This is a genomic window from Bradyrhizobium cosmicum, assembly GCF_032290525.1.
GTDB classification, from domain to species: Bacteria; Pseudomonadota; Alphaproteobacteria; order Rhizobiales; family Xanthobacteraceae; genus Bradyrhizobium; species Bradyrhizobium cosmicum_A.
In genome coordinates this window covers 142,656-157,055 of sequence record NZ_JASXTA010000006.1, presented here as the reverse complement: position 1 = coordinate 157,055, position 14,400 = coordinate 142,656, and the positions used below count along the sequence as shown (strand labels likewise).

The 14,400-nt window shown below is 64.5% G+C and carries 12 protein-coding genes; 3 read left to right on the top strand and 9 right to left on the bottom strand.

What is annotated here, in order from left to right; all coding sequences use genetic code 11:
- Positions 1 to 265 precede the first annotated feature (265 nt).
- Entirely contained in the window at positions 266 to 3,607 is a 3,342-nt protein-coding gene (locus QSV46_RS13395) for a PAS domain-containing sensor histidine kinase (RefSeq protein WP_314951998.1), read from the top strand.
- Positions 3,608 to 3,679: 72 nt separating this feature from the next.
- Entirely contained in the window at positions 3,680 to 4,174 is a 495-nt protein-coding gene (locus tag QSV46_RS13390) for an MAPEG family protein (protein ID WP_314951461.1), read from the top strand.
- 3 nt (positions 4,175 to 4,177) lie between these two features.
- Here the strand turns inward: QSV46_RS13390 and QSV46_RS13385 are convergent, their stop codons facing one another.
- The gene (locus QSV46_RS13385; protein ID WP_314951458.1) at positions 4,178 to 6,181 is read right to left on the bottom strand and encodes a BTAD domain-containing putative transcriptional regulator; all 2,004 of its coding nucleotides are present in this window, start codon (positions 6,179 to 6,181) and stop codon (positions 4,178 to 4,180) included.
- A 651-nt stretch (positions 6,182 to 6,832) separates the two neighbouring features.
- Between QSV46_RS13385 and QSV46_RS13380 the strand changes: the two genes are divergently transcribed.
- Positions 6,833 to 7,039, top strand: a complete 207-nt coding sequence (locus tag QSV46_RS13380; RefSeq protein ID WP_314951455.1) for a hypothetical protein — start codon at positions 6,833 to 6,835, stop codon at positions 7,037 to 7,039.
- 448 nt (positions 7,040 to 7,487) lie between these two features.
- On the opposite strand, the gene QSV46_RS13375 is transcribed toward QSV46_RS13380, so the two are convergent.
- The 8 genes from QSV46_RS13375 to QSV46_RS13340 all read right to left on the bottom strand — a co-directional run bounded on the left by QSV46_RS13375 (position 7,488) and on the right by QSV46_RS13340 (position 14,263).
- The gene (locus tag QSV46_RS13375; protein WP_314951452.1) at positions 7,488 to 8,660 is read right to left on the bottom strand and encodes an acetyl-CoA C-acyltransferase; all 1,173 of its coding nucleotides are present in this window, start codon (positions 8,658 to 8,660) and stop codon (positions 7,488 to 7,490) included.
- Complete coding sequence (locus tag QSV46_RS13370; RefSeq protein ID WP_314951450.1) at positions 8,653 to 8,826, bottom strand: hypothetical protein; 174 nt, start codon at positions 8,824 to 8,826, stop codon at positions 8,653 to 8,655. Before QSV46_RS13370 ends, QSV46_RS13375 begins: the two co-directional genes overlap by 8 nt.
- Positions 8,827 to 8,905: 79 nt before the next feature.
- A complete protein-coding gene (serA, locus tag QSV46_RS13365) occupies positions 8,906 to 10,495 on the bottom strand; it encodes a phosphoglycerate dehydrogenase (protein ID WP_314951447.1) in 1,590 nt (529 codons plus the stop codon).
- A gap of 134 nt (positions 10,496 to 10,629) precedes the next feature.
- Positions 10,630 to 11,802, bottom strand: coding sequence for a phosphoserine transaminase (locus tag QSV46_RS13360; protein ID WP_314951444.1), 1,173 nt, complete (start codon positions 11,800 to 11,802; stop codon positions 10,630 to 10,632).
- 79 nt (positions 11,803 to 11,881) lie between these two features.
- Entirely contained in the window at positions 11,882 to 12,073 is a 192-nt protein-coding gene (locus QSV46_RS13355) for a hypothetical protein (RefSeq protein ID WP_314951439.1), read from the bottom strand.
- Between the two features lie 173 nt (positions 12,074 to 12,246).
- Positions 12,247 to 12,711: a GNAT family N-acetyltransferase gene (locus QSV46_RS13350; protein WP_314951436.1), complete on the bottom strand. Its 465-nt coding sequence runs from the start codon at positions 12,709 to 12,711 to the stop codon at positions 12,247 to 12,249.
- 16 nt (positions 12,712 to 12,727) lie between these two features.
- Complete coding sequence (locus QSV46_RS13345) at positions 12,728 to 13,318, bottom strand: glutathione S-transferase family protein (protein ID WP_314951434.1); 591 nt, start codon at positions 13,316 to 13,318, stop codon at positions 12,728 to 12,730.
- Between the two features lie 66 nt (positions 13,319 to 13,384).
- On the bottom strand, positions 13,385 to 14,263 hold the full coding sequence (locus QSV46_RS13340; protein ID WP_314951432.1) for an outer membrane protein: 879 nt from the start codon (positions 14,261 to 14,263) through the stop codon (positions 13,385 to 13,387).
- Positions 14,264 to 14,400: the final 137 nt, after the last annotated feature.

Below are 14,400 nucleotides of genomic sequence, written 5' to 3'. Positions count from 1 at the left end.
CAAGGCGCGTGGATGGCCGGGACAAGTCCAGCCATGACGCTGTGGAAGCTTCATCGCCCCGAACTCTCACCTTGAATCCCTTGGATGAACCGGGCTGCGGCTTGCGGGGCCGGCACCATTAAGGTTATCGCGGCTTTAGGCTCTGCGCCCTAGGCTGGGGCCGTGGACCTGCCCGCGCCCCCGCGCGATACTAACCCTTTCTTAAGGCTGTCATTCCCGGCAGCCGGACTGCCAGATGCGTGACAGCGAGACACAAGCCGGTCGGATGACGAGTTCGGATTTCCAGTTGCGAGGCGTCGGCGATCCGCGGCTGGCCGTGCACGCGACCTCATCCCTGCCCGCCTGGCTCTGGTCGCTCGACGGCACGCGCGTGCTCTGGGCCAATCCGGTCGGCGCGAGGTTCTTCGGCGCGCCTCATGCGACGGCGCTTGCGGAGCGGAGCTTCGGCCCCGCTGACAGCCATCGCCGCCAAATCGTCCGGCTCGCCCGCCGGCTGCCGGCGAACGGCGCCATTCGGCTGGAAAAACTGCAGGGCTTCGGCGCCCGGCTCGGCACGCTGATGACCTGCGCCTGCGCGCGGCTCGACTTTGCCGATGGAAGCTCCGCTGTGCTCGTCACCGCGATGGACCCCGGCTTGCGCACCATGTCGCTGGTCGAGCGGCTGCACCGTCTCGTCGACGGCGCCAAGGTGCCGATGGCGGCGTTCGCACCCGACGGCATGTTCGCCGGCGCCAGCGAGGCCGCCCGTTCCCTGCTCGGCTTTCGCGATCTCACCGACGGCGGCCTCGAAAGGGCGCGCAGCGATGCGCTGGCCTGCGGCCGCGCCGAGATGCCGATCGGCATCGGCCAGATGGTGCTGCAACGGGTCGGCACGGGCGCCGATGTCGGCCTGATCGCGCTGATCGAGCCGGCCGTGCAGCAGGCCGCGCCTGCGGTCGCGGTGCCGGAGGCTGCGCAGCCTGCGCAGGCGAACGAGGCGCCATCCGAATTCACGCTGTTCGATGCCTTTGCCGAGCAGGTCGAGGCAACGCCGCCGGCAGAGACGATCGCGCCCGCGCCGCCCGCGCGCGTGCCGACGCTAGAGATCGTGCCGGTCGCAGAAACCGCCGAAGAAACCGCCGATGCCGCGCCCAAAACCCCGGTTGAAAACCCGGGCAACGCCATCGTCTCGCCGCAGGCCGCGCCGATCACGTCAGGCATGGTCGAACCGCACTCAGCGGAGCCGCCCGCACCGCGTCAGCATCCGCTGCGCTTCCTCTGGCAGATGGATGCGGAGGGCCGCTTTGTGCTTCTCTCGGACGAGTTCATCGGCCTGATCGGCCCGCACACCGCCGCGGGCTTCGGCCGCCCCTGGCGCGAGATCGCCGAGGAATTTTCGCTCGATCCTGATGGCCGCGTCGCGCAGGCGCTCGAAAGCCACGACACCTGGGCCGGGATCACCGTGAACTGGCCGGCCGACGGCGGCGAGCGTCTAGCGGTCGAGCTCGCAGGCCTCCCCGTCTACGACCGCGAACGCAACTTTGCGGGCTTCAGGGGCTTTGGCGTCTGCCGCGATCTCGACGGTCTCAACCGGCTCGATGCGCTGAGGCGGTACGAGTTGCTCGTCGAGCCGTCCGCGCCGCACGGCCTGTGCGCCGATGTCGAGCCGGAGCATGCCCCCGAGCCCGAGACAGAGTCCAAGCCAGAGTCCAAGCCGGAGGCTCCGCCTCCGCCGATCGAGCTGCCTGAGCCCGCATCCGAGCCTGCCGCCGAACTGCCCGAACCCGCAACCGACGTGAATTCACACCCAACCGATCCGGAAACGCCAGTGGAAACGCCTCCCAATGTCGTGCCGTTCCGCCCGTCCGGCGACGCGCGCCAGCCGACGCTGACGCCCGTCGAGAACAGCGCGTTCAACGAGCTTGCCCGGCAATTGTCCGAACGGCTCGAGCGCGAGCGCGAGACGATCGCATCCGGCGCGGCTGAGGCGCCGGACGCGCAGAGCGCGCCCGAACCGCCGCTGCCGGAGCCGGAAGCACCGCACGCACCGGCCGAATGGCTGACCGAGCCCGCGCCGCCCGCGCACGGCCACAGCCTGCGCGACCGCGCACTGCTCGATCTGCTGCCGACCGGCATTTTGATCTACCGGCTCGACCGGCTGCTCTACGCCAATCCCGCCTTCCTCGCGCGGATGGGCTATGCCGGCCTTGCCGCACTCGAAAATGCCGGCGGGCTCGATGCGCTCTATGTCGAACCGGGCGTGTCGTCCGCCAGCAGCACGTCGCAAGGCGGCACGCCGGTGACGATCAGCGCGACGGTTGCGAATGGCGAAGAACCGTTTCCGACCACGCAAGCGCATCTGCACACGATCGACTGGGACGGCGCGAGCGCGCATGCGCTGATCTGCGCGCTGCCGCAGGCGAGCGTCGTTGCGCCGCCGCCTACCGCGCCCTCCATGGTCGCCGCGCCTGTTGTCGCGGAATCCTTCCCCTACGCCGTCGAGCCGGAGCTGGAAGCGGGCGATGCGGAGGCCGAGGATCTCGCCGCAATCCTCGACACCACCGCCGAGGGCATCGTCATGTTCGACGCCGAAGGCAACATCCACGCCTGCAACCGCAGCGCCGAGGCGCTGTTCGGCTATGACGGCGAAGCCTTGATGCAGCAGAATCTGGTGACGCTGTTCGCGCCCGAGAGCCGGCAGATCGTCGTCGACTATTTCGAGAACCTCAAGAGCCAGGACATCGCAAGCCTGCTCGACCACGGCCGCGAGGTGCTGGGACGGGAGAAGAAGGGCGGCGTCATTCCGCTCGCCATGATCATGGGCCGGACGCGGCCCGACGGCCCGAACTTCTTCGCCGTGTTCTGCGACCTCTCGCAGAGCAAGAAGGGCGAGAGCGAGCTGACGAACGCGCGGCGTCTCGCCGATGGCGCGGCGAACGCGAAGGCCGACATGCTGGCGCGGATCAGCCACGAGATCCGCACGCCGCTCAACGCCATCATCGGTTTTGCCGAGGTGATGATCTCCGAGCGCTTCGGCACGCTCGGCAACGAGCGTTACGGCGAATACATGAAGGACATCCGCGCCTCCGGCGAGCGCGTCATCGCCATCATCGACGACCTCCTGGAGCTGTCGCGGATCGAGACCGGCAAGCTCGACCTCAGCTTCGCCAACCTCAACCTCAACGATCTGGTCGAGGCTTGCGTCACGGTGATGCAGCCGCAGGCCAATCGCGAGCGCATCATCATCCGCACCTCGCTCGGCCATTCGCTGCCGCAGGTGACGGCCGATGCGCGCGCGATGCGGCAGATCACCATGAATCTGATCTCGAACTCGATCCGGCTGGCCCGCGCCGGCGGCCAGGTCATCGTCTCCACCGCGCTGTCCGACCGCGGCGAAATTGCGCTTCGCATCCGCGACACCGGCCATGGCCTCAGCGAACAAGAGGTCGCCGCCGCGATGGAGCCGTTCCGCACCCCGCCGCCCGGCGACGCCTCGGACAGTTCGGCGCTGAGCCTGTCGCTGACCAAGGCGCTGGTCGAAGCCAACCGCGCCCGGTTCAACATCAAGAACGCAGGACACGGCACGCTGATCGAAGTGGTGTTCGCACCGGCGCTGGCGGGGGCGTGAGTCGAGATCAGATCGGGACTGGGGATCGGCGGCGGCCTTTACGTAGTGGCGCACCCCGCTCGGACATGTAGTATGGCCCTGCCGGAGCGGGGTACCAAATTGGACGGAATCAATCTTCACGACCCCCTCTTCGCCACCTACGTCATCGCCGCCAGCCTGATCATCCTGAAGGCCGTGGCGATGTCGTGGCTCACCGTATTCCGGATGGTGAGGGCCCAAGGCGGCTACCGTTCGCCGGAGGACATCAAGAAGACACCAATCAATCCCGCGCCCGATCCAGCGCAGCTTCTTCCCAACGAAGATGTGGAGCGGATCCGCCGGATCCAGATGAACGATCTCGAGAGCCTGCCCTATTTCCTCGTCGCGGGCTTTCTTTATGTTCTCACAAAGCCGTCGCTGCTTCTCGCGCAGTGCCTGCTCTACGGCTACGTTGCCTCACGCCTGCTGCATTTTCTTGCCTATCTCACCGGGCAAATTCACGACGTTCGCGCAATTCTGTGGACCGTCGGCTCGGTCATCCTGGTCTTCATGACCATTCGCACGCTGCTCGTCGCACTCGGCGCTTGAGGCTCAGTCGGCCACGCCGGCTACCTGCTGGGCCGAAAGATAGCGTTCAAGCGCCTCGTTCTGCTTGAAAAAGCGCATGGCGCGCAGATCGCGGATCGTCGTCTTTTGTGCCGCATCGCGGATCCGGGTCACCTCGCGGGCTTCCTCCAGCCGGCCGACACCGACCAGATTGGCCGCGAGCATGCGATGGCCGGTGCCGTTGCTCGGATTGTGCCGAACCGACTTGCGCGCCCAGGCAACGCCCTCCTCGTACTGCCCGAGGGCAAAGCAGGACGCGGTCAATCCCGTCATCCACAAATGCAGCATCCTGTCGTCGGGACTGAGGACGAGAGACCGATGCAGGCATGCGACGGCGTTGGCATAATCGCCTCCCATGCTGTCGATCATTCCGAGTACACCCCATGCGAAAGCCGAACTCGGATTGAGCCTTGCGGCTTCGCTGGCGTGAATACGCCCCTGGTCGTTGTCGCCGGCGGGCCCAAACAGCGTGAAGCCATAGACCGCGTGGGCGAAAGCGTCCCCACCATCCTGCTCGACGGCGCGACGCGCCAGACCGAGCGCCTCGGCTGTGGCATCCGCAGACGTGTTGGCGCCGAGCGGCGGAGCCATGACGAGTCCCCACGCCAGCGCCGCCAGCGTCGCCGTTCGCTCCTGATCGAGGTTCAGAGACCGCCGAAGCAGATCGATGGCCTTGATCACACCTTCGCGGGTGCCGCCCCATAAATAGTGAAGGCCGCGCAAATACAGATCATAGGCCGAAAGATCAGTTGGCGCTTTGCGGCGCGCGCGTTCGATCTCGGCACCGCGAACTGCAGGATCGACGACTGCGGCAACACTGCTGCTGACGTCGTCCTGCAGGTCGAAGATGTCGGTGAGGGGACGCTCGTAGCGACTGGACCAGACCTGGGCTTCGCTGCCGGCATGAGTGAGCTCGGCCGAGACGCGAATGCGGTTGCCCGCCTTGCGTATATCTCCGCTCAGGACGTATTGGGCACCGAGTTGTTGCGCAATCTGCCGGCTGGTCATTCCCTTGTCCCGAAGGGCAAAGCTCGATCCGGCCGCAATCACCACCAGCTCGCGAAAGCGCGATAGAGCGGTGATGATGTCTGCAGTGACGCCATCGGCAAAGTATTCCTGTTCGGTGTCACCGCCCATATTGCGGAACGGAAGCACCGCCACGCGGGGCTTGTCGTTGCCGATCATTTGCTCCGCCTGATGCGAAATTTCTGTCGCGACCTCCCCTGCTGCCGGAACGATCTTCTGCTCCTGAACCTTGCGCAATTCCGCAGCCAGGGCGTTGGTTGTCGCATCGGGCCCGGTGCCAAGCTCTTGCTTCAGCAGGGCAACGACGGACTGATAGTATCTGAGTGCCTCGGCGTTGCGGCCGGCTGCGGACAACGCGCGCATGATCAAGCGGTGCGCATCCTCGCGCATGCTGTTGAGCGCGTTGGCACGCTGGCCGGCGAGCAGGGCATCGCCGGTGCGCCCCTCGGACAATTCATGCTCGCCGAGCGCCACCATCGCGCCGACAGCCAGCTCCGATAACCGCTCACGTTCGCCCGCCAGCCACTCGGTCCAGCCCTCCTCGTTGACCCCGATGTCATCGGCGAGGCGCCCGCGATAGAGGTCCGCCGCCGCGGTCAGCGCGTCACGGCTGCCCCGTCTGACAAGCTGCTCGAATTGCAGCACATCGCAGGTGATCACAGCGGCATTCAACGAAATGAATTCGCCGTCGCTGCTGAGAGCACTGTGACCAAGAACTTGACGCAGCTTGAACAGCGCCTGTCGCAGGTTTTGCTTCGCCTGCGCGTCGAAGTGAGATCCCCACAGCAACGTCGAGAGCTTTTCGCGGTGCTGAGGCTGAGGTGCCGTGCAGGCCAGATAGGCCAGCAATCCGGCGAGCTTCTTGTTCGGCAAGCTGACGGCGCCGTCCGGCCCAGTCAGTTCAAAACGTCCAAGAAGCGAGAGCGCAAAACTCGGGCGCGGCGCAGATGGAGAGTCGGTCATTCCGCCTCAAAATTGAGCAGATGCGCTCGCGGATATACATCCTACACGAATTGCCGACTTAGCGAACAATATTAACGCCGCAGTGACGACTGAGTAACGCCGGCGATGACGACAGTGGGTTCAGATCGTATCGCGACGAGATGCCGGTTGGTTGATCGACGCGGAGCAATTTCATCCGGCAAGCGAACGTGCGCGCACATCACCTCATCATCATCGTCGTGAGCCTGTTCGTGGTCCTCGCCGGGTTCGACGCAGCGTTGACGACCTTTGCACACCCGGCACTCAGGGCCGCTTCGCAACCGGCACCTCCCGTCGCGCCGCTCCTTTTCGGAGGCGATTGATCGCACGCCGGCTTCACAACAGCCATCAAACAGGAGGTCGCATTGACCGACATCGCACAGCTGGAAAGACAATCGCACAGGTTTCTCGCGTCCGAGCAAGAACGGCGGCTTGTTTCGAGATGGAGACTTGGAGTGGTCGCCTTCTATGGCACGCTCCTGGCGCTGGTGCTTGCCTTCGCGGCAATGAGATAACCGCCCCGAGCGCCCCAAGCGGATCCAGCCTCCGACGATTTCGTCACCCACTACATTTCAAACCCGCCGGCGCCGTAGGCGATCGGGATGAGCGACACCAAAGCGTATGAGGAAGACCGTGAACAATCGCATCCGTGCTGCGTCTCCAATTCGAGCCAGATCTCCAGCATCGCATGACAGAAAGCGAGCAGCCGGCGAGACGCGCCTGATGATCCTCGTTCTTCTGGGCTTCGGCCTCGTTCACGTGATCGGCGCCATGCTCATTCAGCGCGCGTCAACCGAGCGAGGTGATCCGCCCTTGATCCTCGCTTCGCACACCGACTGACGGCCGCCGCATGCAGCCGATTCATGGGATTTGAAGGACCAGGAGGCGACATGCCAGCAATCATGCGCGCGATTTCCCGCACGGTCCTCTCGGTCACCGGCGCCGAATTGGCGAAACACTCGCTCCTTTTGTGCGCAGCGTGCGCCTTCGTGTTCGTGCTCTCGCGAACCCACGGCCTGGATTTGAGCGCCGGATTCTTCTGACGTTCGCAATGGTTGGCGCCATGACTGAAATCTGAAGGAGCATCGTCGTCGATGCGTAAGCCCTGAGCAGCTGATATCCCGGTCCTCGCGCTTCCCCTCATCATCAAGCTTTGTCTTAGAGTACCGTCCTTCAGCCGTTTCATCCCACAAAACCGGTGACCCAGAGAGTACACAGCCGGGCCCGGCGCTCAAACAAAAGGGCACGGCGCCGCGGCGCCGTGCCCTTCGCAGCCCTGCCGTCTGTCTCAGCTATAAATCTCGAACAGCCCCGCGCCGCCCTGGCCGCCGCCGATGCACATGGTCACGACGCCCCACTTCGCCTTGCGGCGCGCACCTTCCTGGAGGATGTGGCCGGTGAGACGCGCGCCGGTCATGCCGAAGGGATGGCCGATCGCGATCGAGCCACCGTTGACGTTGTACTTGGCGGGATCGATGCCGAGCTTGTCGCGCGAATAGAGGCACTGGCTGGCGAAGGCCTCGTTGAGCTCCCACAGATCGATGTCGTCGATCTTCAGGCCGGTGCGCTTGAGCAGCTTCGGGATCGCGAACACGGGGCCGATGCCCATCTCGTCGGGCTCGCAGCCGGCGGTCGCCCAGGCGACGAAGCGGCCGAGCGGCTTGAGCCCGCGCTTCTCGGCGTCCTTGGCTTCCATCAGCACCACGGCGGCGGCGCCGTCGGAGAGCTGGCTGGCATTGCCGGCGGTGACGAACTTGCCGGGGCCCTTCACCGGCTCGAGCTTGGCAAGGCCCTCCAGCGTCGTCTCGGGCCGGTTGCACTCGTCGCGATCGACGACGTAATCGACAATCGATTCCGCTTTGGTCGCCTTGTCGACGACCTTCATCTTGGTCTTCATCGGGACGATCTCGTCCTTGAACTTGCCGGCCTGCTGCGCTGACGCCATGCGGCGCTGCGATTCCAGCGAGAACTCGTCCTGGTATTCGCGGCTGAGCTTGTAGCGCTCGGCGACGATGTCGGCGGTGTCGATCATCGCCATGAAGATATCGGGCGCGACCTTGAGCAATTCGGGATCGATCGATTCCTTCGGCGTACCGCCGCCGGGGATCGAGATACTCTCGACACCGCCGGCGACGATGCAGTCGGCGCCGTCGGAGCGGATCGAGTTGGCGGCCATCGCGATGGTCTGCAGACCCGAGGAGCAGAAGCGGTTCACCGAGACGCCGGCCGTGGTGGTCGGCAGTCCGGCGAGCAGCGCGGCCTGACGGCCGATGTTCGGCGCACCATGGGCGCAATTGCCGAGATAGCAGTCCTCGACATAGTCCTTCTCGACGCCGGCGCGGCTCACCGCGTGCTTGATCGCATGCGCGGCCAGCGACATCGGCGGCGTGATGTTGAATCCACCGCGGCCGGACTTGGCCAGGCCCGTGCGTGCATAGGAAACGATGACGGCTTCACGCATTGTTTTCTCCCTTTCGAACGATTGGTACGGAGCGTTCTGGACGCCATTGGTACACAAAGTTGGAAGGCTGCGGGAGAAATAAAGCGTCGCGCAGCATCAACAAAAACGCCGCCATCGCGAGAAGGGCGGCATTGTTCCGCAGATCGGAATATATGATCAGCGTCATTCCGGGGCGCGCGAAAACGCGGACCCGGAATCTCGAGATTCCGGGTTCGATGCTTCGCATCGCCCCGGAATGACAATTGCTAGAACGTCAGCGCCTTGGCCTGCTTGACCTGGGGCAGGGCCTGCACCTTGGCGAGCAGGTCCGCCGGCACGGCGCCGTCGACCTCGACCAGCGCGATGGCGTCGCTGCCTGGCGCGACGCGGCCGAGATGGAACGTGGCAATGTTGAGCTTGGCATCGCCGAGCAGGCTCGCGAACCTGCCGATGAAGCCGGGCTTGTCCTCGTTGGTGACGTAGATCATCGACTTGCCGAACTCGGCATCGACGCGGATGCCCTTGATGTCGACCAGGCGCGGCTTGCCGTCGGCATAGACGGTGCCGGAGACCGACCGCTCCTGCCGCTCGGTGGTGACGGTGACGGTGATCAGGCTTTCATAGTCGCTCTGGGCGGCGCGCACGATCTCGTCCACCACCATGCCGCGCTCCTTGGCAACGACGGGCGCGGACACCACGTTGACCTCGCCCAGCATCGGCCGCAGCAGGCCCGACAGCACCGCCGAGGTGATCGCCTTGATCTTCATCTCGGCGACATGGCCCTCATAGGTGATCTCGACCTTGAGGATGCCGCTCTCGGTGAGCTGGCCGGCGAACGAGCCGAGCTTCTCGGCGAGCGTGATGAACGGCTTCAGCTTCGGCGCCTCTTCCGCCGTGATCGAGGGGAAGTTGACCGCGTTCGAGATCGCGCCGGTCAGCAGATAGTCCGACATCTGCTCGGCGACCTGGAGCGCGACGTTCTCCTGCGCTTCCGTGGTAGAGGCGCCGAGATGCGGCGTGCAGATCACGTTGGGATGGCCGAACAGCACGTTCTTGGTCGCGGGTTCCTCGACGAAGACGTCGAAGGCAGCGCCCGCGATGTGCTTGGCGTTGAGCGCATCGATCACCGCCTGCTCGTCGACGAGGCCGCCGCGGGCGCAGTTGATCAGCCGCACGCCCTTCTTCATTTTCGCAATGGCTGCCGCGTCGATGATGTTCTTCGTCTTCTCGGTCAGCGGGGTGTGCAGCGTGATGAAGTCGGCACGCTTGAGCAGGTCGTCAAGCTCGACCTTCTCGACGCCGATGTCCTTGGCGCGCTCCGGCGACAGGAACGGATCGAACGCGACGACCTTCATGCGCAGGCCGAGCGCGCGGTCGGCGACGATCGAGCCGATGTTGCCACAGCCGACCACGCCCAGCACCTTGCCGGTGATCTCGACGCCCATGAAGCGGTTCTTCTCCCACTTGCCGGCCTGGGTCGAGGCGTCGGCCTGGGGGATCTCGCGCGCCAGCGCCAGCATCAGGGTGATCGCGTGCTCGGCGGTGGTGATCGAATTGCCGAACGGCGTGTTCATCACGATGATGCCCCTGGCCGTGGCCGCGGGGATCTCGACATTGTCGACGCCGATGCCGGCGCGGCCGATCACCTTGAGATTGGTCGCCTTCTCCAGGATCTTCGCAGTCGCCTTGGTCGCGGAGCGGATCGCGAGGCCGTCGTAATTGCCGATGATCTCGGCGAGCTTGTCCTTGTCCTTGCCGAGATTGGGCTGGAAGTCGACGTCGACGCCGCGATCCCTGAAGATCTGAACGGCGGCGGGAGAGAGCGCGTCGGAAATGAGAACTTTGGGTTTGGTCATGGGGATGATCCCTGATGGTCGATAAATCTGAGACCGTCATCCGCGGGCTTGACCCGCGGATCCATTGTCTTCGATGGATGGCCGGGTCAAGCCCGGCCATGACGAGATGAGATAACGCGACGAGCGAAGCTTGCTTACGCCGCCTTGGCGAGCGCGGCCCTGGTCTCGGCAAAGGCCCAGTCGATCCACTGCGTCAGCAGCTCGACGTCGCTGGCCTCGACGGTGGCGCCGCACCAGATGCGCAGGCCGGCCGGCGCATCGCGGTAGTACGCGAAGTCGTAGCCGGCGCCCTCCTTCTCGACCAGCGCGACCAGCTTCTTGGAGAAGTCGGCTTGCGCGTCCTCGGACAGCGAGGTGATCGCGGGATCGGTGAACTTCAGGCACACCGAGGTGTTGGAGCGGATCGCGGCGTCCTTGGCCAGGAAGTCGATCCAGGGCGTCTTCGCCTTCCAGTCGGCGAGCACCTTGGTGTTGGCGTCGGCGCGTGCGATCAGCGCCTTGAGACCGCCGATCGACTTGGCCCAGTTCAGCGCATCGAGATAGTCCTCGACGCAGAGCATCGAGGGCGTGTTGATGGTTTCGCCGACGAAGATGCCTTCGTTGATCTTGCCGCCCTTGGTCATGCGGAAGATCTTCGGCAACGGCCAGGCCGGCTTGTAGGTCTCGAGCCGCTCCACCGCGCGGGGCGACAGGATCAGCATGCCGTGCGCGGCTTCGCCGCCGAGCGCCTTCTGCCAGGAGAAGGTGACGACGTCGAGCTTGGCCCAGTCGAGGGGTTGCGCGAATGCGGCGGACGTCGCGTCGCAAATGGTCAGGCCTTCGCGGGTCGCACTGATCCAGTCGGCGTTCGGCACGCGCACGCCTGACGTGGTGCCGTTCCAGGTGAAGACCACGTCCGACTTCGGATCGACCTTGGAGAGATCGGGGAGCTCACCATAGGCCGCATTGAGCTTGGTGACGTCCTTGAGCTTCAATTCCTTGACGATGTCGCTGACCCAGCCCTCGCCGAAGGATTCCCAGGCGAGCGTGGTGACGGGCCGCGCACCCAAGAGCGACCACAGCGCCATCTCGACCGCGCCGGTATCGGAGGCCGGCACGATGCCGATGCGATAATCGGCGGGCACTTCGAGCACCTCGCGGGTCAGATCGATCGCGAGCTTGAGCTTGGTCTTGCCAACCTTCGCGCGATGCGAACGGCCGAGCGCCGCGTCCTTGAGATTTTGGGCGTTCCAGCCGGGGCGCTTGGCGCAGGGACCGGAGGAGAAATGCGGCACGTTCGGCCGCGAAGCGGGCTTCGCTACAGTCATGATCTACCCTTCCAGATAGTAAGCCTCCCGTTGGGGGGAGGTGTCCCGCCGCGGCTGATACGGGAAACAGGAAGAGTCGTCAAGGAAGTTCCGGGGGCTCACGCCTCAGTGATGGCGCCTCGGGCGCGATTTTTGGAGAATCCACCACGGCAAGCGCGTTCAGCAAGTCCGTGGCATCGCTGATCAATTGCGCGGCGCGGCGGCGGCTGCCGACTTTCAAAATGCATTTGTCGTTGGCCTGCACAACGTAGTCGTTGCCGACCTTGATCATGGAATAGCTTGTCATCGAAATCCCCGAACCGACCGAGCCCGGTTGCAGAAGCTGCCGTAGCACCGTTCGTTCCCGGAACAACGCAAACGACGGACGGGTAGTTTATCAGCTCTTAATATGAACGAACGCGCGATCTGTTTGTGCTGATGGCGCAACGGCCGCGACGAGCTGCCTCAAAAGCGAACAGTCATGCCCACATGACTCGCAGCGAATCCAAGCCGCTTGTAGAAGCGCTGCGCATCTGTTCGCGTCTGATGCGTCAGCAATTCGACCAGATTGCAGCCGCGCGCTTTCGCCTCCGTGACGGCCCACTGCACCAACTGCTCGCCGATGCCGCGGCTGCGACAATCGGAAGCAACGCGAACATCTTCGAGCAGACCGCGGATGCCGCCTTGCGAGCTGATGCCGGGCAGAACGGCGAGCTGCAAACAGCCGACCACCCTGCCCTCGCTCTCGGCGACCACGAGCGTGAGATTGGGATCGCGCTGAACCCGCTCGAACGCTTCGTAGTAGACGGCAGGCAGCGGATCCTCCACGCGCTCGCGCGCGCGCCCGAGATGATCGTCGGCCAGCATCGCGACCATCGCCGCGACGTCCTCGCGGCGTGCCGGACGAATGGAAACGGACTTGTTGTTCATGCAGGAAACTCCCGGCTCAGCGCGCCGGCGGAAGGCCGAGCCAGGCCTCCAGCTCGCCGATCCAGCGGCGGATAGCGGCGTGCCGGCCGAGATCGAAGCCACCTTCGTGCGCCACGCGCGTATAGGCGAGCAGCGAGACGTCGGCGAGCGAAACCGCCTCGCCGGCGAAGAAGCGGCTTGCGGCAAGATGCTGCTCCATGCGGTCAAGCGCCGCATAGCCGCGCTTGACCTTGTCGGGGTCGAGCTCGGATGCATCCTTGCCGAGATAGACCAGCTGGAAGCGGCACACCGCGATATAGGGCTCGTGGCTGTACTGCTCCCAGAACAGCCATTCGTCCATCTTGGCAGCAATGAAGGCGTCGCCCGGAATCAGCGCGCTGTCGCGGGCGAGATAGCGGATGATGGCATTGGACTGCGCCAGCGTGCGGCCGTCGTCGAACGTGACGGTCGGCACCTGGCCGGCGCCGTTCATCTTCAGGAATTGCGGCGTGCGCGTCTCGCCCTTGCGGGTGTCGATCTCGATCCACTGGTAAGGCAGCGCGAGCTTGTCGCAGACCCACTTCACCTTGAGACAATTTCCGGAATTGGTATCGCCGTAGATCTGCATCGCCGCCGCCCCATTTTGGAGCGACAGAGCATCAGGACGGAAACAACCTGTCAACAGGGAGCGGGCTCAGAACTTGTAGCCTGCGCCAACGCGGAAATTGTTCAGCCCGACAGTGATGTCCTTCACGTTCGAGAAGCCGACATGCTCCCATTCGGCGCGAAGGAGGATGCAGCCGTAGATCGCGTATTCAACACCGATGCCGGCGGTCCAACCGTACATGAAGCTGTTCGTCCGCTGCTCGGTCTTGGACAGCGTGTCTGAGTCGATGGGCAGATGACGGTGAACCGTCGTGGCCACGCCGCCGCTGACCACGGTCTCGTCAAAGTCGTCGTATTTCTGCCAGCTCACGACCGCAAATCGCGAGACTTCGGCGCGCCCGATCGCCAGACCGGCGAAGCCATACGGCATGAAGTCGCCGCCGTCCCAGCCGATCCGGCCGCGGAAGGTGGCGTAATCCTTGAGCTTCAGCGAAGCGCCGCCACCGAGCCAGGTGTTATAAGTATAGGTATGGCCAGCTGGACCTTCCTCACCCGGGAGAATTCGCACCATGGAGTCGCTGGCCGAGCTCGAGATGTTGTTCATGTAGCTGTAGTTGGCTTCGATGCCCATCACGGCGTCGTAGAGCTGCCAGTTCTTGCCCACATAGGCGCCGAACCCGGTCGACTGCACGTGGTTCTTAGGCAGCAGCGACCATCCGCCGACCGGCGCCTGGAGAATGCTGTTGCGAAGCATGAAGTCGGTCATCGACTTCGGGGCATGGCTGAAATCCACGTCGGTCGTGGCAAAGCCGAACTGGCCGCCGACATAGAAGCCGTCCCAGTTATGGGACGTCTTCGACAGGCCGTCGGTGAAGCTGCCGCGCAGGAACGGTAGATCCGGCATGTCGGCCGCGTGCGCAGCAGACACCGTCCCCAACATCGCCGCCGCCAACAAAAGCCCACGCATCGCAACGCTCCATCGAACTCGAACTTTCGATGCTGATCATGGCTCGTTAACCTTAACCAATGGTTGCGCCGGAGGCTTTCGTCGCCACTCGCCATGAAAAATTCGCAAAGCAAAACGGCGCGGGATGACCCCGCGCC